General features: G+C 57.7%; 19 protein-coding genes and 2 tRNA genes. 11 read left to right on the forward strand and 10 right to left on the reverse strand.

The genetic code is table 11. The features are described 5' to 3' along the window. Window positions 1-178: 178 nt before the first annotated feature. The 4 genes from HBA49_RS11860 to gyrA all read right to left on the reverse strand — a co-directional run bounded on the left by HBA49_RS11860 (window position 179) and on the right by gyrA (window position 3,332). Window positions 179-251: transfer RNA gene (locus tag HBA49_RS11860), tRNA-Ala, on the reverse strand. Window positions 252-260: 9 nt separating this feature from the next. Beyond that, window positions 261-334 (reverse strand) — tRNA-Ile (locus HBA49_RS11865). Window positions 335-432: 98 nt separating this feature from the next. Continuing rightward, window positions 433-777 carry a DUF3566 domain-containing protein gene (locus tag HBA49_RS11870; RefSeq protein WP_005520378.1) on the reverse strand — a complete coding sequence of 115 codons (345 nt, stop codon included), beginning with the start codon at window positions 775-777 and terminating at the stop codon, window positions 433-435. Then, the gene (gene gyrA, locus HBA49_RS11875; RefSeq protein ID WP_005526647.1) at window positions 777-3,332 is read right to left on the reverse strand and encodes a DNA gyrase subunit A; all 2,556 of its coding nucleotides are present in this window, start codon (window positions 3,330-3,332) and stop codon (window positions 777-779) included. The genes HBA49_RS11870 and gyrA overlap by 1 nt, the downstream gene beginning before the upstream one ends. A 9-nt stretch (window positions 3,333-3,341) precedes the next feature. Here gyrA and HBA49_RS11880 point away from each other — a divergent pair, with 9 nt between their 5' ends. The 3 genes from HBA49_RS11880 (at window position 3,342) to HBA49_RS11890 (ending at window position 4,652) form a co-directional block, all read left to right on the forward strand. Next, the gene (locus HBA49_RS11880) at window positions 3,342-3,554 is read left to right on the forward strand and encodes a hypothetical protein (protein WP_005520376.1); all 213 of its coding nucleotides are present in this window, start codon (window positions 3,342-3,344) and stop codon (window positions 3,552-3,554) included. 3 nt (window positions 3,555-3,557) lie between these two features. Next, window positions 3,558-3,833, forward strand: a complete 276-nt coding sequence (locus HBA49_RS11885; protein WP_005520375.1) for a hypothetical protein — start codon at window positions 3,558-3,560, stop codon at window positions 3,831-3,833. Between the two features lie 387 nt (window positions 3,834-4,220). Further along, window positions 4,221-4,652, forward strand: a complete 432-nt coding sequence (locus HBA49_RS11890; protein ID WP_005526819.1) for a DUF6918 family protein — start codon at window positions 4,221-4,223, stop codon at window positions 4,650-4,652. 16 nt (window positions 4,653-4,668) lie between these two features. Here HBA49_RS11890 and HBA49_RS11895 read toward each other — a convergent pair whose 3' ends face one another. After that, window positions 4,669-4,815, reverse strand: coding sequence for a hypothetical protein (locus HBA49_RS11895; RefSeq protein ID WP_005526860.1), 147 nt, complete (start codon window positions 4,813-4,815; stop codon window positions 4,669-4,671). A gap of 1,039 nt (window positions 4,816-5,854) precedes the next feature. Here HBA49_RS11895 and HBA49_RS11900 point away from each other — a divergent pair. From HBA49_RS11900 to HBA49_RS11935, 8 genes are all read left to right on the forward strand, one after another. Continuing rightward, entirely contained in the window at window positions 5,855-6,748 is an 894-nt protein-coding gene (locus HBA49_RS11900) for an ABC transporter ATP-binding protein (protein WP_005526838.1), read from the forward strand. Continuing rightward, window positions 6,741-8,339, forward strand: a complete 1,599-nt coding sequence (locus HBA49_RS11905) for a hypothetical protein (protein ID WP_005526673.1) — start codon at window positions 6,741-6,743, stop codon at window positions 8,337-8,339. Before HBA49_RS11900 ends, HBA49_RS11905 begins: the two co-directional genes overlap by 8 nt. A gap of 5 nt (window positions 8,340-8,344) precedes the next feature. Continuing rightward, a complete protein-coding gene (locus HBA49_RS11910) occupies window positions 8,345-9,220 on the forward strand; it encodes a helix-turn-helix domain-containing protein (protein WP_005526776.1) in 876 nt (291 codons plus the stop codon). Window positions 9,221-9,301: 81 nt separating this feature from the next. Then, entirely contained in the window at window positions 9,302-10,048 is a 747-nt protein-coding gene (locus HBA49_RS11915) for an ABC transporter ATP-binding protein (RefSeq protein WP_005526663.1), read from the forward strand. Window positions 10,049-10,051: 3 nt separating this feature from the next. Next, window positions 10,052-12,544 carry an ABC transporter permease gene (locus HBA49_RS11920; RefSeq protein ID WP_005526827.1) on the forward strand — a complete coding sequence of 831 codons (2,493 nt, stop codon included), beginning with the start codon at window positions 10,052-10,054 and terminating at the stop codon, window positions 12,542-12,544. 127 nt (window positions 12,545-12,671) lie between these two features. Then, window positions 12,672-12,980, forward strand: a complete 309-nt coding sequence (locus HBA49_RS11925) for a hypothetical protein (protein WP_005526730.1) — start codon at window positions 12,672-12,674, stop codon at window positions 12,978-12,980. Between the two features lie 96 nt (window positions 12,981-13,076). Further along, on the forward strand, window positions 13,077-13,961 hold the full coding sequence (locus HBA49_RS11930) for a trypsin-like serine peptidase (RefSeq protein WP_005526869.1): 885 nt from the start codon (window positions 13,077-13,079) through the stop codon (window positions 13,959-13,961). A 151-nt stretch (window positions 13,962-14,112) separates the two neighbouring features. After that, entirely contained in the window at window positions 14,113-15,117 is a 1,005-nt protein-coding gene (locus HBA49_RS11935; protein WP_112767119.1) for an Imm51 family immunity protein, read from the forward strand. A gap of 894 nt (window positions 15,118-16,011) precedes the next feature. Here the strand turns inward: HBA49_RS11935 and HBA49_RS11940 are convergent. From HBA49_RS11940 to dnaN, 5 genes are all read right to left on the reverse strand, one after another. Beyond that, the gene (locus HBA49_RS11940; protein WP_225866135.1) at window positions 16,012-16,143 is read right to left on the reverse strand and encodes an antitoxin PHD; all 132 of its coding nucleotides are present in this window, start codon (window positions 16,141-16,143) and stop codon (window positions 16,012-16,014) included. Window positions 16,144-16,268: 125 nt separating this feature from the next. Then, window positions 16,269-18,290 carry a DNA topoisomerase (ATP-hydrolyzing) subunit B gene (gene gyrB, locus HBA49_RS11945; RefSeq protein ID WP_005526688.1) on the reverse strand — a complete coding sequence of 674 codons (2,022 nt, stop codon included), beginning with the start codon at window positions 18,288-18,290 and terminating at the stop codon, window positions 16,269-16,271. 118 nt (window positions 18,291-18,408) lie between these two features. Continuing rightward, window positions 18,409-18,939, reverse strand: coding sequence for a DciA family protein (locus tag HBA49_RS11950; RefSeq protein ID WP_005526856.1), 531 nt, complete (start codon window positions 18,937-18,939; stop codon window positions 18,409-18,411). A 9-nt stretch (window positions 18,940-18,948) separates the two neighbouring features. Then, complete coding sequence (gene recF, locus HBA49_RS11955; RefSeq protein WP_005526644.1) at window positions 18,949-20,097, reverse strand: DNA replication/repair protein RecF; 1,149 nt, start codon at window positions 20,095-20,097, stop codon at window positions 18,949-18,951. Between the two features lie 10 nt (window positions 20,098-20,107). Further along, window positions 20,108-21,298 carry a DNA polymerase III subunit beta gene (dnaN, locus tag HBA49_RS11960; protein WP_005520346.1) on the reverse strand — a complete coding sequence of 397 codons (1,191 nt, stop codon included), beginning with the start codon at window positions 21,296-21,298 and terminating at the stop codon, window positions 20,108-20,110. Between the last annotated feature and the right edge of the window lie 889 nt (window positions 21,299-22,187).

Below are 22,187 nucleotides of genomic sequence, written 5' to 3' on the forward strand. Positions count from 1 at the left end.
AATGGTGAACCGGGCTTGAGCACTGAGCCGATAGGGAGGTTTGGATTGCCTAACTTGCATAGTTTTTAATGATATCTGGCCGGCAATCACCCCCACCCTTACCCCAACTTTAGGTTAACCACCCTCATCCTCCAATAGTTTTAGGGCCGTCAATCATAATGATTGACGGCCCTTATTGTGGAGCATAGGAGAATCGAACTCCTGACCTTCTGCTTGCAAAGCAGATGCTCTACCAATTGAGCTAATGCCCCATGTTCCAGTGGGCCTAGCAAGAATCGAACTTGCGACCTCATCGTTATCAGCGATGCGCTCTAACCGACTGAGCTATAGGCCCCGGGGAACGAGATAGAACTTTACCCAGTATGACCGGGACTTGGCAAATCGCCTGCTCGGGGCCTAGTTTCGCCTGCGTTACAGCGTCGTAAAGCTATTCTACTCTGCTTCGTAGCGGAGTGTCACGCGAATGCCGCCAAACAAATCCACCACCGCGTTATACAGCACCGCCGTTAGCGGGGCGAGCGCGGAGAAAAAGATAGCAAAAATAGCGCCAATGAGTGCCACCAGGGACATCACCACGCCAAACGATAGGGTTTGGTCGCCGCCCACGCCACCAATAACCTGATTGACCTGGTCCCACACCCCAAACGCCGCCATGCCTAAATAGAGCACCACAGCACAAATTATCCAGGCCGCCAGGCCGATGATAGAGAGCGAAAACGCCGTGCGGAACGCCGACATCGGGGCAATACGTTGCACCGTGTATTCACGAGTAGCCATTAATCTTCTTCCTCAATGGTTTCTTGCTTAGGAGCGCGCGACTTGGCAGTAGCCACGGCTTCTGCTTCCTCCTCGCCTTCGCCCTCAACATTACGGTCGATGGCAAGGAGCTCAATGCCGTCTTCTAGATTAACCAAACGAACTCCCATTGTGGCACGAGAACTTGGTCGGATTTGGTTTACTTCCGTCCGAATAACCCCGCCGGCGGAGGTAATGGCAAAGATTTGGTCGTCATCATCGACCGCTAACGCGCCAATCAATTTGCCCCGTTTCGGGTTGTATTTGAATGTCACAACACCGACCCCACCCCGGCCTTGCACGGAATATTCGTCCATCGACGTCCGCTTCCCGTAGCCGCCGGCGGTCGCCACCAGAAGATACGAACCGTCCCGAACCACCGTCATGGCGAGCAGATGATCGTCACCCCGGAATCGCATCCCCTTTACCCCCGCCGTCGACCGACCCATGGGGCGCAACTGTTCATCGTCGGCGCTAAACCGAATGGATTGACCTTCCTCAGACACCAACAATAAATCGTCCTCATTGGAGCACAGCGAAGCACCAATGAGCTTGTCCCCCTCATTCAGGTTAATCGCAATCAACCCGCCGGAACGAGCCGATTCATAGTCAGACAACCGGGACTTTTTCACCCGGCCCTGAACCGTCGCCAACACCAGATAGGGGGCGTCCTCATAGCTTTGAATCTGAATGACCTGAGCAATCCGCTCCTCCGGCTGGAATTCCAGCAGGTTCGCCACGTGCTGCCCACGGGCCGTCCGGGACGCCTCCGGCAACTCGTAGGCCTTCAACCGGTACACCCGACCAAAATTGGTGAAGAACAGAATCCAGTCGTGGGTGGAGCACACAAAGAAGTGCCGCACCACATCGTCCTGCTTCAGCTCGGCGCCCCGCACCCCCTTGCCGCCGCGGCGCTGCGACTTATACGCATCCACCTTGGTGCGCTTCGCATACCCCGTGGACGTGATGGTGACCACCACGTTTTCGCGGGCGATCAGGTCTTCTTCGGTCACGTCGCCGGTGGCGGCAATGATTTGCGACCGGCGATCATCGCCATATTTGTCTACAATCTCTTTCAGTTCATCGCGGACAATGGTGCGCTGCCGGCCCGGGGAGGCCAGAATGTCCTTCAGGTCGGCAATGATCGCCTCAATCTCGGCGAGCTCATCAATGATCTTCTGGCGTTCCAGGGCGGCTAGGCGCCGCAGCTGCATGGCGAGAATCGCATCGGCCTGCACCTCGTCGATAGTGAGCAGGTCGATAAGGCCGCGGCGGGCAACATCCACGGTTTCCGACCGGCGGATCAGCGCAATGACCTCGTCCAACATGTCGAGGGCCTTCACCAGGCCACGCAGAATGTGGGCCCGCTTCTCCGCCTCGTCCAGGCGATACTGGGTGCGGCGCACAATAACTTCGATCTGGTGGGCCACATAGTAGCGGAGCATCTGATCCAGCCGGAGCGTGCGCGGCACCCCATCAACGATCGAAAGCATGTTCGCACCGAAGTTGGTTTGCAGCTGGGAGTGCTTATACAGGTTGTTGAGCACCACGCGCGGCACGGCATCCCGCTTAAGCGTGACTACGATGCGCATGCCCACCCGGTCGGAGGATTCGTCCTCGATCTTGGAGATGCCGGCAAGTTTGCCGTCCCGCACCTGCTCGGCGATACTGGAGATCAGATTATCCGGGTTGACCTGGTAGGGAAGTTCGGTAATCACAATGGTTTGCCGGCTGCCCTCCTCCTCGATGCTGGTCACGCCGCGCATGCGGATGGAACCACGCCCGGTGGTGTAGGCGTCCTTGATGCCCTGGGTGCCAACGATGAGGCCGGCGGTGGGGAAATCGGGGCCCTTAATGTGCTCCATGCAGGCTTCCAGGGCGGTGGCGTCGTCCGCATCCGGGTTTTCCAACAGCCAATAGATGGCATCGGCCAACTCCCGCAGGTTGTGCGGGGGAATGTTGGTGGCCATGCCTACGGCAATACCGTTGGAGCCGTTCATGAGCAGGTTCGGCACCCGGGACGGCAAGATGTCGGGTTCCATGGTTTTGCCGTCGTAGTTGGGGGAGAAATCCACGGTGTTTTCGCGGATGTCCCGCACCATTTCCATGGCGAGCGGGGTGAGGCGACACTCGGTGTACCGCATGGCGGCGGGGCCGTCATTACCGCGGGAACCAAAGTTGCCCTGGCCGTCGACCAGCGGGTAGCGCATATTCCAGTCCTGGGCGAGCCGCACCAGGGTGTCGTAGATAGCGGAATCACCGTGCGGGTGGAATTGGCCCATGGTGTCCGACACGGGCCGGGCGGACTTGACATAGCCGCGGTCGGGCCGATAGCCAGAGTCATACATGGCGTAGAGGATACGGCGGTGGACGGGCTTCAGGCCGTCCCGAACCTCCGGCAGCGCCCGACCCACAATGACCGACATGGCGTAGTCAATGTAGGAGGTTTGCATCTCCTCGTTGAGGTCGATGGGGAGAATACGATCATAATCACTCACAGCATCCCATGATACCGCGTGCCCAATCAGTGGTATCATAGTGATACCATGGCCATGACACTTCGACTAGATTCTCACCAAGATCGCGCCCTCTCCCTGCTTGCCGACGCCTGGGGTTGCAGCAAGCAAGAGGCCGCCGTGCGCGCCATCGTGGTCTCCGCCCAACGCACGCTTGCCGACGCCCACATCGCCCAACTCGCGGAAACCATTATCCCGGAGCAGGCCGTGTTGGCGGCCCGAATTCGGAGAAACCGCGGGTAAGCCATGGGTTTTCCGTCGTTAAGCGGGGAGCAATTGCTCATTATCGCGGACGTGTTTTGCGCGGAATACGACGTGGACGTGGCGGATTTTTCGGCGCTGTATGCGGCGGCGAGTGTGACCCGGGCGCAGTTTTCCGGCATTCGCGTGCATACCCCCGACACGGTGGGGCCGGCGCTGGCAGCGACGATCATCAAGCTGGCCCCGCTCACGGACCGCAATGCGGAGTTCTCGGAGCAGGTGCTGCTGGTATACCAGGCCTACCTGGAGCTCTTCGGCTAGTGTACTCAGACACTCCATTCGTGGCACTTTTAGCCGCCGCACTAGTGATACCGCCCAAAATAACCCGGGAAATGTCTAATTATATGCAGGTAGCACCTGTGATCCGGCTGGCAATTCGGTAAGTTTTTCCGGTGTATTGCGCTATCTGGGATAACTCCTGTAACATTTGTGACAGTTGTGATTACAGTTAATTAGAGTGGCCTTTGGTGACTGCAATCTATCGTTATCGTCCCCTATAATCGCTAGGAGTGTTACTTAAGAACTGTGGCGGAAGAATTGCAACAAAACGATCGCAATCGTTGGTAACGCTGACATTGCGGTCGTTTTTTCTTTATTCTTGTCACTAGATCTCAGGCCACGTTTTTTATCTTTAGAAAGGATATTTGTATGTCTGATCTTTCTGTTCTTCTCGGCGATCAGCGCGAAAAAGTCGCAGCCGAGCTAGCAGAAGTTGCAGAGTCCGCCATCGACGATGCCGGCATTGCTGTCAAGACCGGTTTCGGTGCCGCCAAGTTGGCGGACAAGAATATTGCTGCTAGGGGCGTCAACCGGGTTCTCCCGGAGCTGCTTGAAGCTCTGCAACCTCGTTGGGCAGAATACGAGGCTTCCGATGTGGAAGACTTCGGCACCTACCTCAACACCCACTCTGATGCTGCGATTGCCGACATCTTGGCTGTTGCTGATGCAAACGTCAAGAAGGCCGACAAAGCTACCCTGGAGAAGATCTACGACAAGGTGCGCCCCAAGGCTGCTAGCCTGATGAAGCCGCATGTTCCCATGCTTGGCGACATCCTCGAAAAGCACATGAAGGCCGCCTAATTAGGCCCCGCCTAACCTAGCTAAAGCCGACCCTGGTTTTCTTCGGTGAACCCGGGTCGGCTTTTGCATCCCCTCGCTTTACGACGCCCACCTCCCGGCCCGCCAGCCCCAGCCCCACCGCCCCAGCCCGCAGCACATCTGATAGCTGCGAAACCCCGTTCAATCCCCTCTCCCAAGCCACCCACAACCGGTTTCGCGGCTATCAAACCTGCTGCAAACTGCAACACCCCACGCAGCACATTATCTAAGCGGGGTTTCTCCCGAAAACTTCTCCCCCAGGAGCCCGCAAACCGGGATTGTCAGCTTAGAATCAGTGCAGCACCGACAGTAGCAACTCTGATAGCTGCGAAACCTCCAAATCCCCCGAATTCCATGTCCTCTAAACAAGGTTTTGCAGCTATCAAACCAGCTACATCAGACATAAGGCACAGCACATTATCTAAGCTGACAAACCGATTGCAGGAATCCCACATTCACCCACCCAAGCCAAAACCCCGCTTAGAACATCTACAGCCATTGTCCACTGCAAAAGTACTAAGCGGGGTTTCTCCCCCAAGGCCCATCTGAAAGAAACAAATCATGGGGTTTGCCAGCTTAGAAAACGTGCTGTTCACTCGGTAAACGAAACCGCTTCTCCCGCACCCCCGCTTAGAACATATACGGCAACGATGACCGCACATCTGATAGCTGCGAAACCCCCAAACCTCCCGGATTCCATGTCTCCTAAACAAGGTTTTGCAGCTATCAAACCTGCTAAGCTGATAAACCCACCGCCCCCATTGCTGCTGCACATTATCTAAGCGGGGTTTCTCCCGAAAATCCTCCCCTGCACCACCCATAACCAGGATTGTCAGCTTAGCATCCATACAGCCCAGCCGGCAGCACTTCTGATAGCTGCGAAACCCCGTTCAGGCGGTCTCAAAAGTGGGGACTTCGGAGGTTTCGCAGCTATCAAACCCGATACACCGCCCCGCAGCACATGTTCTAAGCTGACAAACCGATTGCAAGAATCCCGCATTCCCCCACCCAAGCCAGAAACCCCGCTTAGATAATGTGCAGCAAGGCAAAGGTGTTGTGCTTCAGAACAGCTAAGCGGGGTTTCTGGTGCCAGTGGTCCCGGGTGTGGGCATGCACACCCGGGAGGGCGTCGTAAAGCGGCGGGGGCTTGCGTGTAACGTAACGTCGCACTTTATAGTGAAGGCATGAACGCTTATCCGATTGAGATTTCGCAGCTCAGCAAGGATTTCGGGAAAACCCGGGTACTCAACAACGTCAACCTCACCGTCACCGCAGGCACAGTCCACGGATTCCTCGGACCCAACGGCGCCGGCAAATCCACCACCATCCGCTGCCTCCTCGGACTCATCCACCCCACCACCGGAACCCTCCGCATCAACAACACCGACCCCACCAAAACCACCATCCACAACGTCGCCTACGTCCCAGGGGATGTAGAACTCTTCCCCAACCTCACCGGCAACCAAGTCCTCGACACCCTCGCCAAACTCCGACCCACCAGTGACAACAAGAAAAAACGCGCCGAATACATTGAACGATTCAAACTCGACCCCACCAAAAAAATCCGCACCTACTCCAAAGGCAACCGGCAAAAAGTCATGCTCATCGCCGCCTTCGCCGCCAACGTCGATATCCTCGTCCTCGACGAACCCACCTCCGGACTCGACCCACTCATCGAACAAACATTCATCAACATTGTTCGAGAACGCCGCAACGAAGGCGCAGCAATCCTACTGTCCAGCCACATCCTCTCCGAAGTCCAAGAACTCGCCGACGACATCAGCATCATCCGAAACGGCACCATCGTCGAATCCGGATCCTTGAAACAACTCGCCCACATCCGCGGCGTCCGAATCCGCGCCACCAACCCGGACTACGACCACATCCACGAACAAGACAGCGTCAACCCCACCCTCCAACACCTCATCGACCAAGGCGCATCAAACATCACCATCACCCCCGCCAGCCTCGAAGAACTCTTCCTCGAATTCTACCAAGACGGACAAGGCAAACCCGCCCAGCAACAGGAAGCCCAAGGCAACCAAAACCAACAACAAGGAGGGGCCAGCCATGCTTAACCTCATCCAAATCCACCTCCGCACCCACCGCTTCTTCCTCCTCGCCTGGCTCACACCACTTGTGCTGCTGGCCGCCACCTCACCGGGAACATATATCAGCAGCTACCCGGACGAAGGTTCGCTGGCCGCGGTGGGGGCTTCCATGCGCGGAACGCTGGGGCCGGTGGTGCTCTATGGCACCATTCCGGAACCATTCAACTATGCCACCTGGACTTCCTGGAAAACCATATCGTGGCTGATTATTCTTGCCGCCATCATGAATATTCTCCTGGGTTCCAGCGTGTCCCGGGGTTTAGAGGAAAGCGGCCAGGCGGAACTGCTGCAATCTAATGGCCTCTCCGCCGGAGTACTTCGCCGCGCCGCACTCACCGTCACCATCCTCACCAGCGTCTTGTGGGGCGTGCTGGTGGCAGTCAGCCTGTGGGCGAATTCCGCTCTTTCGGACCAGTTCACGCTGAAGGGAAGTCTGATCGACGGGGGCGTGTCGCTCATGAGTGTCGGCTTCTTTGGTCTCCTGGCCATTCTTGCCGGGGAGGCCTTCGGTTCGGTACGTGCGGCCCGACAAGCATCGCTCTTGGTGCTACTTGTTTCGTTTGGTGTGCGGATTGTTGCCGATGTGTATCACCAGCATTGGCTGCGGTGGCTCACGCCTGTCGGATGGTTTGAGGTGGTCAAACCCTACGAGCACGATGGGGACCGGTGGGCGCCGCTGCTGGTATTTGCCCTGGTACTCGCCCTCATGGCCCTGCCCACCGTGATGGTCAAGCGGGATCTGCATTCCCAATGGGTGCAACCCCAACCTCGCAAATACCGGGCCGCCGGCTGGGGCCCGTGGTCACTCTGGTGGCGACTCCAAGGCCCCATGGCCGCCTGGTGGGCGGTCGCCATTGCGGTGGTCTCCATTGGACTGTCTGCCATGACCGGGGAAATGTCGGACATTTTCACGGAATCCCCCGGCACCTCGGAGCTTTTCAACCAAATCGCCCCAAACATCCAGGATCTGCGGGATGTATACGCCCAGCTGATGGCGATCATGGTGGGAATCCTGGCCTGCTGCATGACCGTCCAATTAGTGTTGTCCCTGCATAAGGACGAGAATCAGGGCCTGCTCACGTTGGCGCTCACCACCGGCCAATCCCGGCGCGCAATGTTTCTGCGGAATTTCTGCTATGCCGCGCTGGCAGCTATTTTCGCGGTAGTCCCTACGGCGTTTCTTTCGGCGATGGCAGCAAGTGCGGATTCCCGGGTATCGTCGGAGCATTTTGGCACCGTGGTGTGGTCCACGCTTGATGTGCTTCCGCCAACGATCATGTGTTGCGGGTTTGCGGCATTGTGCGTGGCGTTGTGTGTGACGGCGAAGACTAGTGCCGTGGCGATGACGATGGTGTGGCTGCCGGTGGCGGTTTCGGGTTTCCTGTCGTTTTTCGGGGAGTTGTTGAAGTTAGATAAGTGGGTGTTGGATTTGTCGGTGTTTGCGTGGGCCCCACACACGGTGGATCATTATCGTGGCGCGATTGTGCTGTTAGCGATTGGGCTAGGTTCCCTGCTAGTTGGCACTATAATGTTTAGCAAACGGGATGTGGTGGTATAGGTATTATGCGTGTTTCAGATGCAGCAAAGATTGCCGGGTGTAGTGTGCGTACGGTTCGGTATTACCATAATTTGGGGTTGTTGCCGGTGCCGACGAAGCAGCGGGGGCCGTGGCGGGATTATGAGTTTGCGGATGTTGCCCGGTTGATTCAGATTCGGAGTATGGCGCAGGCGGGCATGCGGTTGGATGATATTCGGTTGGAGTTGTCGGCGGCAGAGACCGCGGTGATGGCGGCGGTGCCGGCCCCTGCTGCCGCTTCAACGCAGCTTGTCGACGCACCCACCGCCACCCCTGCCGCAGGTACCACCGCCCCCACCGACCCCGCCGACTGTGACTGCGAGATTTACGATCAGACACTGCGTAGCCTGGACCAGCAGATCGCTAAGTTGCAGCAGCAGCGGGCGCGGTTGTTGGAGATGAAACAGCAGGCCAGGATGAAGTCGCCGCCGTTATCAAAGACTGTTCACGACCTGTATATGGAGGCAGAGGAAATCCTCAAATCTGAACAGGAATTCGAAGCCTTGGAGTTTATACAGCGGAAGCATAAGTTGGCGATTTTGTTTTCCGAGTTGGGGTTTTTCAAAACCTCCTTCGACAACCGGGCCCAGCAGGTGGATCCGCGGCTCATGGCGGAGATTTCAAAGCGTTTGGTGCGGCTTCAGCAGGATGATTGGACCATGGCCGATGTGGAGAACCTGGTGGAGTATGCGGTGGCAATGGATAAGAGTGTGCCGCCGCTCACGGGCATGGCATACCAGTTGACGCGGCGGTTTTTATCGAGTCAGACGGCGGAAATGTTGTGTGTGGCGGCCTACCCGGAGCCGGGGATGAAGGCGTTTATCCGCCTGGGGTTTGCCCGGTTTCGCACCATTTACGTATAAGCTGTCCGGATTCATCATACCTGGGTCGGAGTTGAGTTTTCCGACCCGGGTCCGATTATTTTCCCAGCTCATGCGGGCAGAATGAAGTTCATGAGTAAGAATGAGAATGTGTCCGCAGTGGACTTGGTAAAGCGTTATGGCGAGGGGGCCACCCAGGTGACAGCATTGGATAATGTCAGTTTGACGGTGGAGAAGGGAACATTCGTCGCCATCATGGGCCCGTCGGGGTCGGGGAAGTCGACATTGATGCAGTGCATGGCCGGGTTGGATACGGTGGATTCGGGTCAGGTGTTTATTGGGGGCACCGAGATCACGAGGATGCCGGATCGGGAGCTCACCAGGCTGCGTCGTCAGCATGTGGGGTTTGTGTTTCAGCAGTTTAATTTGGTGCCCACGTTGACGGCCCAGCAGAACATTGTGTTGCCGCTGACGTTGGCTCGTCGCAAAGTTGATGAGGCGTGGTTTGCCAGCGTGGTGGAAACGTTGGGGATTGCCCAGCGGGTGCAGCATAAGCCGCATGAGTTGTCGGGCGGCCAGCAGCAGCGGGTGGCGATTGCGCGGGCGTTGGTGGCCCGGCCGACCGTGGTGTTTGCGGACGAGCCGACGGGTAGCCTGGATTCGCATTCCGGCACCGAGGTGCTGCGGGTTTTGCGGGAGAGTGTGGTCAATTTTGATCAGACGGTGATTATGGTGACGCACGATCCAGTGGCTGCGTCGTATGCGGATCGGGTGGTGATGCTTGCCGACGGCCGAATCGTGGAGGAGCTTACCGCCCCGAGCCTGGACGACATCATGAATGCTTTGCGACGTGTGGATGTGGCGGTGTAACCGATGAAGTTCCTGCTTTTGTCTTCGATGCGGAACCACCTGGGCCGCCTGCTTGCGACGGCGTTGGCGGTGGTGTTGTCGGTGGCGTTTATTGTCACCACGCTTATCACTATGGCTTCGTACACGGATTCGATAACGAAGTCGTTGACTGCCGAATTGGCCAACACTGATGTATGGGTGGGGCCCCAACCGAATGCTCTCAACAACGAGTTGGAGCGGAAACTGGTCAAAGATGTGGAGAAGATTCGGAAGCTGCCGGGTGTGGCTGCCGTCAGTCCCCGGACCATGGCCATGGGCGAAGTCAACCATGATGGTCGCCGAAGTAATGCCCGGCTGCTAGCGCAGGTGGACCCCAGTTTGCAGTGGAATTCCTTGACCCGGGGCGAGTGGCCTACCAAGCCGGATGAGGTGAGTATTTCTGAGGGCACTGCGGAGACCATGAAGGTGTCGGTGGGTGACACGATGGTCATCACGCCGCTGGGTGTCTCAAAGCCGGTGACGGTGCGGGTTGTGGGGATCACATCTGGTTCGTCTGCCATGGATATGGGCATTCCGGTGTTGACGCTCACCCATGAGGGGTTGACGGCGTTGCAGTCGCCGACGATGGCGACAACGGAATTGCTTGTGCACGCCACTCCCGGAACAACCACGCCCGAGTTGGTTTCCAGCATCAAGCAGACGGTTTCAGACGAGAATCTTCAGGTGTTGACCCGGGAGGAGGCCGCGGATCGGCAGGTGAAGCAGCTGTCAGGCAGTAGTTCTTCCCTGTTGGCCATGCTGGCGGCGTTTGCGGGGTTGTCGCTGATTGTGGCGGGCTATGTTATCGCTAACACGTTCCAGGTTTTGGTGGCGCAGCGAATCAAGGAGCTGGCCTTACTGCGGTGTATTGGCGCCGAAAGCCGGCAGGTTCGAACGCTTATTCTTGCCGAGGCTGCCCTGGTGGGTTTGGTGGCGTCCGCTGTGGGAACCTTGCTGGGCATTGGGATTTCGGCCCTCTTTGTGCAGCTCGCCAAAGGGAGCGGTTTCACCATTGACCACCTGGTGGTTCCCGGCTATGCGCCGCTGGCTGGCCTAGTGGCGGGCACCCTGGCGACGGTGGCCTGCGCCTATGGGGCGGCCAGGAAAGCCACCCAGGTGCGCCCGATCACGGCGCTGCAGCCCATGGAGGCCACCACCCAGAACACGGTGCCGCGGGCCCGAATCATCCTGGGCAGCCTCCTGGTGCTGGCGGGCGTAGCAGGCCTGGTACTGGCGGCCCGGGGCACGGGTGGTGACGCCGCGATCTTCCTAGGAATCGGCGCCGGCATGGTCTGCCTGGTGGGCGTGCTCATGCTGGGCGCAGTGGTGCTGCCGCCACTGATCCACCGGGTGGGCATGCTGATCTCCCCGCTGGGCCCCACCACGGAGCTGGCCGCGGCGAATTCGATGCGGAATCCGCTGCGTACCGCGGCCACCGCCACATCCCTGCTGATTGGCGTCACCGTGCTAGTGCTGTTGGTGACGGGTATTACCTCCACTCGGGAGTCGATCACTTCGGAGATCGACACCCAACGGCCAATCGATTTGGTGGTGCGTACCACGGATTCGTTTACCCCAGCAGAGATCACCGGTATCAAGCAAACCCAGGGCATCACTGCCACTGCTTCTCTGGAGAGCGCCCCGATCACGGCAGCCACCTCCGGTGGGGACAAGAAGCTGATGGCCCAGGGCATGGACCAGGCCCAACTGGATCAGGTGCTGCACGCACCCAAGCAGTTAGCCCCCGAGCCGGGGCATATGAAGGCCAACACCAGTGATTTTCCGGGCATGCACAGCGGCGACACCGTGACCGTGTTTGGTGATACGGGTTCCCTGCCCGTAACCCTGGACCTATCCGACAAGGGCGAAAACGGGGCGGTTGCGTTGAACCAGGCCGACCTGGCCAAGCTCAGCACCAAATTGCACACCAACCAAATGTATATGAAGGTGGATTCCAGCTTGTCGGCGCAGCAGATCCAAACCATTGTGTCCGACCTGAATTCCCTGAACCCCCACTTCCAGGTTGGCGGCGGGGCGCAGGAGCGGGCCGACTATATCAAGATTTTGGATACGGTGCTGTTGGTGATGATTTCCCTGCTGGCGGTGGCCATTATCATTGCGATCGTGGGAATTGGTAACACCACCGCCTTGTCCATCATTGAGCGGCGCCGGGAGTCGGCCATGCTGCGGGCGGTGGGTCTGGAGCGCCGCCAGCTGGTGGTGATGGTGATGATCGAGGCCGCCCTGACCGCGGTGGTTGCGGCGATCTGCGGCACGATCCTGGGCGTGGCGTTCGGCTGGTCGGGCATTCTGTCCATCAGCGCTAGCATGGCGAAGCTGCCCCTGCACCTGTATGTGCCGTGGTCGCAGATTGGGTTGATCGTGGTTGGCGCCGGCGTGGCTGGGCTAGTTGCGGCCGCGTTGCCCGCCCTGGGAGCTTCTCGACGCCGACCCATCCAGGACCTAGCCACCATCTAAGACCTCCCACAATTCCCCGGCAATTGCTGGGGAATTTTTGCCCCAATATCGGGGTTTTCGCTAGTGCCGCCAGAACACTATTGCTAAGATAGGTGAAATATTCATATGAAACTGAAGGCGGGTCATCATGTCAACACTGTTCGATTCTTCCACCAAGCCCACGCTCAACATTGCTCTCAAGCGGCTGGCGTTCTACGGGATCGTGCTGGGTTTGGTGTCGCAAATCATGTCCGTTGTCATCAGCTTCATGACAGGTAGCGGCCGGTTATCATATGAAAGTTTCACCACCGGCCTGGGCCTGGCCCTTGGGTGTTCCATAGCGCTTCTGTTGGATGGCAAGGTCAATAACCACATCCGCACAGCAATAGCGGTCGTGCTTTCCATTGCCGCCATGGTGGGACTTACCTACGGTGCGAGTACGCTTTTCCATTCTTAAGGTTTGATCCCAACTACCTCTTATGGGGGGCATGCGACACGCGCATTGGTCACAAAAGCATAGCTCATTTTTAAAAAGTAGATAATACTTTAAAACGTGAAAACCATAAATATCCGCGCAACACTATTATGCGCATTCCTGCTCCTCGCCATCCCCATGGCGACGACTACTGTCGCCGGAGCGACTGACCTCTATGATGGCCCGCTCACCCCTATCGGATTTAAGATCGTGAACGGCAAAAGCACGGGAAACCCAATAACAATAAAAACCGAAGACCTCGTAAAAAGCCCGGGTTACACGCACACGGAATCCTCCCCTGGCACCTACACCACCCCCGAGGCTGTTATCGAAACGGATGACCGGGAACAGATCACCGACACCACCAAAACCCCCTACCGATGGCTGGGAAGGGTGGGCTTCACCATGGAGGATGGGCGCAAGAACAACTGCACCGGCTTCCTTGTCAGTAGCGATACGGTCGTCACCGCCGGTCACTGCGTGTCAGGGAAGGTGTCCGATATCACCTTCACCCCCGGTGTCAATGGGGACACCACCCCCTTCCCCACGGCGAAAGCCACCCAAATTTGGTACGACAATAAGGTTTTTCTGCCCAACCCCCAACAAGACTGGGGCGTTATCAAATTAGACACCCCAATAGGTGACAAGGTTGGGTGGTTCGGGATGGCTATCCCCAACGACGAGGACCTCATTGGCCGCCAAGCCACAGTGATTGGCTATCCAACCACTTACCCCGGCAAGCCGGAGGCAACCCTGTGGAAGGATCGCAATACCATCACGGGTATCACCCCGATAGAGATCACCCATATCATTGACACCACCCGGGGCCAATCCGGGGGCCCAATCCTGAGCGACACCAATACCGTGTATGGGATTCACAAGGGCGGCTCCGCCTACGCCAATGTGGGCAACCGCATGACCGCAGAGCTGTTCAACCTGATTGTCAACGTATCCAAGATGTAGACAACCACCCGGGCGGGCGTCGTCAAGCATCCACCACCATATGGCGGTAGCAGAAACCCGCAATGAGCTTGTAGTTTACCGCCCCAAACCGGATATTACTGGTTTTCCGCTCGTTTCCACCCCAACGCACGTACAATTATAGTCGCAACCAATGTTATCTATGTTGAAGCGGGAGACGTGTGTGATTATCTCGGCGTGGAATCAAGCGGGATTACGACCACATCCAGGCAGCCTATGCCTGGTAAAAACTGACTACGGGTATATTCCCGCCGGCGTGGTGCTCACGGACTCATACCTGGGTATGTGCCACCTGGTGCATTTTTACCGCACCATCATCACCAACCCTAAAGACACCTCCTATTTCCCGCTGGTGGAATCCAACGACCTATTGATACCGCCCATGGATATTCCCCGGCAGGCCTTTGATGCCTCCGGTTTCCTGGTGGTCAATAATCTGGAGGATGCCCCTGTGGCCCGGGTGCTGGACCACTACTATTTTTACGCCAACGGCGATAAATGGAACGTGGACGAGCGCGCCTTCGTCCCCATGGACAAGCCCGACGCCACCGGCACCCAATCCCCCATACCGCTCAAGCAGCGACTCATCTACGAAAAACTGCCCGGCGAGGACCGCAGCATTGGCGTGCACGAAATCCCTGCCGGCGCCTGGGTCTCCCCCAGTAGAACCGCTAACCTGGCCATGCTGGAGGAGGCGCTGGGCGAATCGCTCCGCTACTACGGTCTCCTGCGTGGCGCGGCCTCCCCACAGCTGGGGATTTCTTCCTCCCCCTACGAGCGTGCCGCCCAGGCGAAGGCGATCGACACGGCCTCCAGGGTGCACCTGGTCAGCACCGGTGGCGTTACCGCGCTGTATTTTGAGGCTCCGGGCCCGGAGTCGGTGGCGCAGATTATCCGTAACGCCGGGTTTGTGGGTAATGGTTATTTTTGGCATTCCCTCATTAAGTTTTATGCCGACCAGCGCGGTTTCTCCGACAAGGTGATTTTCGACCCCGAGGCCGGCATGTTCTCCGTGATTGGCACGTACGAAATCCTGGACCACCTGCGGGAAGTGATCGAGAGTTGGTTCAATAACCCCCAAAAACTTGCCGACATTATCAACAACGCCCAGGACAGCGACGTAGACTTCGACGACTAGCCCGCTTTACGACGCCCACCTCCCGGCACCCCAACCAACCCCAGCCCCGGCCACGGTTCACCACCTCACCGCCGGGGCTTTTCTCATCATGCCCACCAGGCCCAGCCACCACACACCCGCGTAGCACTTCTGATAGCTGCGAAACCCCGTTTAGCCCCTCCGCCCAAGCCACCTGCAACCGGTTTTGCAGCTACCAAACCTGCTACCCCAAGCGCAGCACACCTACTAAGCTGACAAACCCACCGAAACTATTCCCCCGCACCCCAGCATTCACCCAAAACCCCGCTTAGAATATCCGCTACCCCCGTCAGTTCCTGCTTCACATTATCTAAGCGGGGTTTCTGCTTCTGGTAGGCACCGGCACAGCCAAAATTCTGGGAAACCCCGCTTAGCACCCGCGCTACAACAATTGCCGCACATTTGATAGCTGCAAAACCCCCAAAAATCCCGTTTCTTCCACCTCCCGTAACCGGTTTTGCAGCTTAGCACCCTCCCTGCAATCCTGCTTCAGAAATGCTAAGCGGGGTTTCCGGTTCAAAGTCGTCTTCGGAGAGAACAAATTACTGGGTTTGTCAGCTTGGCGAGCCGGTCAACATCACCTGCGTTATGGTGTGATGGGGCTGCACATTATCTAAGCTGACAAACCACCTGAGGGAGTGCCAGTTTTATTCGCCCACACCGGAAACCCTGCTTAGAATATGCACTACCCTATCGGTTACTGCTGCACATTATCTAAGCGGGGTTTCAGTTTTGGGATCGTTGATGTTGTAGGGAAACGCCGGTTTATCAGCTTAGAAGATATGCTGCCAAGCTTTTTGGCATACGATAAACGCGCCTTCCGAATATGTATTCGAGTGAAATAATCACGCCCAGGATTACACCGCGCCGTGAGGCCTAGGACTCTTCTGCTAGAAATTCTTCCAGCGAAATACGAGTCCCATCGTCTTCGGCGCGGGCCTGACGCAGTGCTTCAACATCCGCACGCATTTCTAACTCGTCTAATAACTCGGCATCTTCAATGGGCACAATGACCGCCACCTTTTAATAACCATAGATTCTTCCTTTGTTTAGGATCTTGCAGAATCCCAAAGAAACACAATAAGTTTTGCTCCCCACAGATAACCATGGGGAGCAAAAGGCCATTCATTCTGTTACACGTCCAGGAAGCGCACGTCCTTGGCCTTGCGGGTGATAAATGACCGGCGAGCAGCCACGTCATCACCCATGAGGATGGAGAACAGTTCGTCGGCAAGCTGAGCGTCATTCATGTCAACCCGCCGCAGGATACGCACCTGGGGGTCCAGGGTGGTTTCCCACAGCTCGGAGGCGTTCATCTCACCCAAGCCCTTGTAGCGCTGGATGCCATCATCTTTGTTGATCTTGCGACCGGCGGCCAGGCCCTCGGCAAGCAGCTCGTCACGCTGGTTGTCGGAGTAGGCGAACCCGGGATCGCCCTTCGCCCATTTCAGCTTGTAGAGCGGTGGCTGAGCCAGGAACACGTGGCCCTCCTCGATCAGCTGGGGCATGAACCGGAACAGCAGTGTGAGCAACAGGGTCGCAATGTGTTGACCATCCACGTCAGCGTCGGCCATGAGCACGATCTTGCCGTAGCGGAGTTTTTGAATGTCGAACTCGTCGTGGATGCCAGTGCCCAGGGCAGTGATGATGGCCTGGACCTCGTTGTTTTTCAGCACCTTGTCCAGGCGGGCTTTTTCCACATTGAGGATCTTGCCCCGCAGCGGCAGGATCGCCTGATACATGGAGTCCCGACCACCTTTGGCCGAGCCGCCTGCGGAGTCGCCCTCCACGATATAGAGCTCAGATTTGGCTGGGTCTTTGGACCGGCAGTCCGCAAGCTTGCCGGGGAGTCCGCCCAGGTCGGTGGCGGATTTCCGCCGCACCATTTCCCGGGCTTTGCGGGCCGCCACCCGGGCGTGCGCCGAGGATACCGCCTTGTTGATAATCACCTTGGCTTCGGCCGGATTGGCGTCCAACCAGTCGGAAACATGTTCGTTGATGGCTTTTTGCACAAAGCCTCGCACCTCGGAGTTACCCAGTTTCGTCTTGGTTTGCCCTTCGAACTGGGGTTCGCCCACCCGCACCGAGATCACGGCGGCCAGGCCTTCACGGCAGTCGTCACCGGTAAGGTTTTGTTCTTTCTCTTTGAGCAGCTTGTGCTCGCGGGCGTACTTGTTCATCAGGGAGGTCAGCGCCGCCCGGAAGCCTTCTTCGTGGGTGCCACCCTCGATGGTGTTAATGGTGTTTGCGAACGTGTGTACGCTTTGGGCATAGCCGGAGTTCCATTGCATGGCCACCTCAACCTCAAGGTTCTCGCCCTTGACTTCCAGGCTAATGATCGTGGGGTGGATCGCCGTCTTGGACTTATTCAAATGCTCCACATAGTCCTGCAACCCATTGGGGTAGTAGAAGGTCTTTTTCTTTTCCTTCTTTTTGACGACTTTTTCCTCGGCAGCTTCGACCGCGGTCTCGGGGTCACCTTCGGCGATTTCTTCCGCCAACGTTTCCAGTTCGATTTCCTCTTCGGAGGCCCGCTTGTCGGTGAGGGTGATGGTGAGCCCCTTGTTCAGGAACGCCATCTCCTGCAGGCGGCGAGCAATCAGTTCGAAGGAGAAAACCGTGGTTTCAAAAACTTCAGGATCCGGCCAGAATCGAACAGTTGTTCCTGTACCTTCGGCGGGCCCACCTGCCACTAGTTCTTCGGGAATAGCATTGGTGAAGTTCTGGTACCAGTGCTTACCGTCGCGTTTAATGTCGGCTTCGACCCGGGTGGAGAGGGCATTCACCACGGAAATACCCACGCCGTGGAGGCCGCCGGACACGGCATAGGATTCGGAGTCGAATTTGCCGCCGGCGTGCAGTTGAGTCATAACAACTTGAACGGTGGGAGCACCGGAGGGGTGCATTTCCACGGGAATGCCACGGCCGTTATCAATGACTTCGATACCGCCATCAGCAAGAATGGTCACCTCGACTTTGTCGGCGTAGCCGGCCATTGCTTCATCCACCGAGTTATCCACAACCTCCCACACCAAGTGGTGTAGGCCACGCTCGTTGGTGGAACCGATGTACATGCCGGGACGCTTACGAACAGCCTCTAGTCCCTCAAGGATGGTGATTGATGAGGCGCCATATTCGTGTTCAGCGGTAGCCACGTAACTAGCACTCCTTTGAATTTTAATAGCATTTAGACCGTTCTATTCTACACTGCCTAGGGACCTACATGGTAAGACATTGCTCGCGTCTTAGGGCAAGTTAGCTTAGTTCTCGGGCTTAGCCGTAGGTATCGCGGGGCCCGCGGCCCTTGACATGCAGCGGCCCATACCGCCAGCTGGGAGGCTTAGGGCCGGAAATCCGCAATTCCGTCACGATGTTGGGCCCCACTTTTTCCTCAATGGTACTCAAAATATTTCGCTGCATGGTGCGGAGGTTCGATGCCCAAGCGGTCGAATCGCAGCTGATATATAATTTTTTGTCAGCGAATTTCTCCACCTTGGTGTGCCCCGCAATGCGGTCGCCGACCAGCAGCGACCAATGCGAATGAATCCACCCGCCGGCTAGTTTAGTGCGCCAACCGCGCGCGGTGATTTCCTGCTCTACCAGCGCAGATATCCCCTCCAAATTGCGGTCCGGCCTGAGGATCGCCCGCCCGTCCAGGCCGGTCGGTTGCCCCTTGCTTGTCGACGCCCGCAAGCGCCGGACCGACCGCCTAGGTCGGATAAGTCTGGGCACGGTGCCTCGTCGTAAAGCTTCCTGACGCATACGTTCAAACGCATATGCGACTGAATCCCGTGATTCGGTCATGGTGGCTCCCTATGATTCATTGCTACTAATCACCGATGTGCGGTCGGTCATCACGACGGGAATGCGATGAATATCACCCAAGTCCGGTGGCAGGTCGTCCGGCACCGCCACGGTAATGAGTACCTGTTCTACGTCCTGGGTGAGGTGGACCAGGCGTTCGCGTCGCAACGCGTCGAGTTCGGCGAACACATCGTCGAGGATGAGCACGGGATCGGTGCCGTCGGCGCGCAGCAGTTGGAACTCGCCGAGCCGCAGCGCCAACACCATCGACCAGGTTTCCCCATGCGACGCAAACCCCTTCGCCGGCACATCACCCAGGGTGATAACCAGATCGTCCCGGTGCGGACCCACCAGGCTGCGACCTCGATCAATCTCCTTGGGGCGCATCCTGCCCAGCTCAGCGAGCATGGCGGCCTCAATCAGCGCGGGATCCTCGCCTACGTCGGGAACCGTGGATTCGTAGGCGATGTGGGCCGGCCGGGACTCCGGGGCGATGCCCGCATAAGCCTCGTGGACGAGCGGATCCAACTCCGTCACCAGGGCCCGCCGCGCAGCGATCATTTGCGCCCCCTGACGGGCCAGCTGAGCGTCCCACACATCCAATGTGGCCAATGACCCGTCATCGCCAGAATAGCCGCGTCTGAGGGCCGCTGAGGACGTTTTTAGCAGGGTTGTTCGTTGCCGCAACACTTTCTCGTAGTCCGCCTTGACGCCCGCAAGCCGCGGCCGGCGGGTGGCAATGATGTTATCCAGGTAGCGGCGACGCTCGGCGGGCTCCCCTCGCACCAGCGCTAGATCCTCGGGGCAAAACAGCACCGTGCGCACCACACCCAGCAGTTCCCGGGGCGAATTCAGTCTTGTGCGGTTAATGCTCGCCTGGTTGGCCCCGGACGCGTTGATGAGCAGGTGGGCGGTCAATTCCCGGTCGTCCCGTACCGCGGTTGCCGACACCCGGGCGTTGGGCTGGCCGTGGCGTACCAGGGGCGCGTCCTGGGCCACCCTGTGGGAGCCGAGGTGGGCCACATAGCCGATGGCCTCCACCAGGTTGGTTTTCCCGTGGCCGTTGCGCCCCACGAACAGTGTGATTCCCGGACCAAGCCGCACATGGCAGTGGGGCCAGGAGCGAAAGTCGCGCAGGCTGAGCTCTCGAATAAACACGCTGGCCGGATTAGCCGGGCAACCGCACCGGCATGAGCAGGTAGGTGAAATCCGTGTCCGGGGTGGGGTACAACCCGTCGTCGTTGAGTTCGGGCAGCTTCTCCGGCTCGGGGATGAGGATCGCGGGGCGGGAGGATTCCGTGAAGCCGAACACAACCCGCTGGGTGCGCACCACGTGCAGCCCGTCGCGTAGGTAGGCGGGGTTGAAGGCGATGAGGAGTTCTTCCTCGGTGCCGATGAATTCGCAGGGCACGGACTCCTCGGCATGACCGGCGTCGGAGCCACCCGCCGAGAGCAGCACCTCCCCTGGGGTGAAGTGCATGCGGATTTGGGCGTTCCGGTCAGCCACGAGGGCAACCCGCTTGATGGCGTCCTGAAGGGACGAGATTTCCACGCTGGCCAGGCACTTGTGGAATTTGGGCAGCAGCGGGTTGACGTTGGGGAATTCTGCGTCCAGGAGTCGGGTGGTGGTTTGCCGGGCGTCCACGTGAATGCCGAACAGCCCTTCGGCGCCGATGGAGTCACCGGAGCCTACGGCGATTTCCACCGGTTCTGTGGAATTCGCGTCGAGGGTGCGGGCGTTTTCCACAAAGTTTTTCGCCGGGATAAGCAGCTTGGCCTGGGCATCCGGGAAGGCAGGAATCCATTGGAACCGCCGCAGCGCGAGCCGGAACCGGTCGGTGGCGGTCAGCGTGATGTCTTCGCCCTCGATCTCCATGTGTACGCCGGTGAGCATGGGCAACGTGTCGTCCTTGCCGGCCGCGGTGGCGACCTGGGTCACTGCGTCGATGAACAGCCGGGGATTGATCGCGCCCGTGACCTCGGGGAGCGTGGGCAAGGTGGGGTAGTCGTCGAGGGGAATCGACGGGAGCTCAAACCGAGAGGAACCGCATTTGAGCTGCACTGTGGAGCCGTCCACGAAGATCTCGACAGGCTTGTTTGGCAGGGTGGCGGTGATGTCGGCGATGAGTTTGCCCGCGACAGCGATCCGTCCCGGCTGGTTGACCTCGGCGGGAATGCGCACCTTGGTGGACACTTCGTAGTCGAATCCGGCAAATTCCAGGCCATCGTCGTCGGCGGTGATAAGCATTGCGCGGAGAACCGGTTGTGCAGGCTTGGTAGGTAGATTGCGTGCTACCCACGATACCGCGCTGGCGAGATCTTCTTTTGCAACGACAAATGACACGGCGCCTAGATCCATGGGTTCGGGTTGCTCCTTTGTGCGGTTCGCTTTTCGACGGCTTTTCGACGGCTTTTCGACGGCCAAACGGTCAGGCGGCCAGTAGGGGCCGCAGCTGCCTCCAAACTTACCCGGAAGATCTCGACGGCGAAAAATCGGGGCGGCGGCGAAGTAGCAAGTTTGCGGCGAAGTCCCTACAGTTACCAGAGATCTACCTAGGTATGTAGTTGGTAGTAGTAATAGGTCCTGTGGATATTGTGGAAAACCCTCCTTTTCGCAGCTCAGAGCATGTGAGTGCCTGTGGATAAACTTGTGGAATTAATGTGGATAACTTCGAAAACCTGTGGATAACTTTTTTGGGCCCAGATTTATCCACAGGTTTATCCACAGAAATCGGCCAGTTATCCACAGAAATTTTGGAGTTATCCACACCCCCTGTGGACGCACATTTGCAGCAACGTGGTGACCGGAATCACTTTTGCATAGCTTGTGGATAACCATCCTGTGGACATTGTGGATAACTTTTGATAACCGCAGCTCAAGGCGCAAAAATTTATCCACAATTTTATCCACAGGCTGGGGAAAACTCCAGGTCGACTTTTTTGCATAACCGAGGCTGCAAAGTCGATTTCTACCCTCTTTTGTGCACAGCGGGGGTAAAACTGTGGATAACTAGTTTGCTACAGGTCGATTTTGACGCATTTTCCCTGTTCGACGGGGGGTGCATTGCGCACAACTTATAGGATTGTGGATAAATAATATCAGGTTTGCAGCCGTATTTTTGGCCAATTTTCGGCATTTAGCAGGTTTGCGGCAGCATGTGGAGATTATGGGATTTTTTCATGGTTTTTCGTATTGTGTATAACCAGGTATTTTACCACTTCAACCGCTATCTAATGATGTTATCCAC

Origin of the sequence: Corynebacterium matruchotii, from assembly GCF_011612265.2 — a bacterium.
GTDB lineage: Bacteria > Actinomycetota > Actinomycetes > Mycobacteriales > Mycobacteriaceae > Corynebacterium > Corynebacterium matruchotii.

Coding starts and splice junctions, on each gene's coding strand:
- HBA49_RS11870 (WP_005520378.1), bottom strand. CDS start 777: ATGGCTACTCGTGAATACACGGTGCAACGTATTGCCCCGATGTCGGCG.
- gyrA (WP_005526647.1), bottom strand. CDS start 3,332: ATGATACCACTGATTGGGCACGCGGTATCATGGGATGCTGTGAGTGAT.
- HBA49_RS11880 (WP_005520376.1), top strand. CDS start 3,342: ATGGCCATGACACTTCGACTAGATTCTCACCAAGATCGCGCCCTCTCC.
- HBA49_RS11885 (WP_005520375.1), top strand. CDS start 3,558: ATGGGTTTTCCGTCGTTAAGCGGGGAGCAATTGCTCATTATCGCGGAC.
- HBA49_RS11890 (WP_005526819.1), top strand. CDS start 4,221: ATGTCTGATCTTTCTGTTCTTCTCGGCGATCAGCGCGAAAAAGTCGCA.
- HBA49_RS11900 (WP_005526838.1), top strand. CDS start 5,855: ATGAACGCTTATCCGATTGAGATTTCGCAGCTCAGCAAGGATTTCGGG.
- HBA49_RS11905 (WP_005526673.1), top strand. CDS start 6,741: ATGCTTAACCTCATCCAAATCCACCTCCGCACCCACCGCTTCTTCCTC.
- HBA49_RS11910 (WP_005526776.1), top strand. CDS start 8,345: ATGCGTGTTTCAGATGCAGCAAAGATTGCCGGGTGTAGTGTGCGTACG.
- HBA49_RS11915 (WP_005526663.1), top strand. CDS start 9,302: ATGAAGTTCATGAGTAAGAATGAGAATGTGTCCGCAGTGGACTTGGTA.
- HBA49_RS11920 (WP_005526827.1), top strand. CDS start 10,052: ATGAAGTTCCTGCTTTTGTCTTCGATGCGGAACCACCTGGGCCGCCTG.
- HBA49_RS11925 (WP_005526730.1), top strand. CDS start 12,672: ATGTCAACACTGTTCGATTCTTCCACCAAGCCCACGCTCAACATTGCT.
- HBA49_RS11935 (WP_112767119.1), top strand. CDS start 14,113: ATGTTATCTATGTTGAAGCGGGAGACGTGTGTGATTATCTCGGCGTGG.
- HBA49_RS11950 (WP_005526856.1), bottom strand. CDS start 18,939: ATGACCGAATCACGGGATTCAGTCGCATATGCGTTTGAACGTATGCGT.
- dnaN (WP_005520346.1), bottom strand. CDS start 21,298: ATGGATCTAGGCGCCGTGTCATTTGTCGTTGCAAAAGAAGATCTCGCC.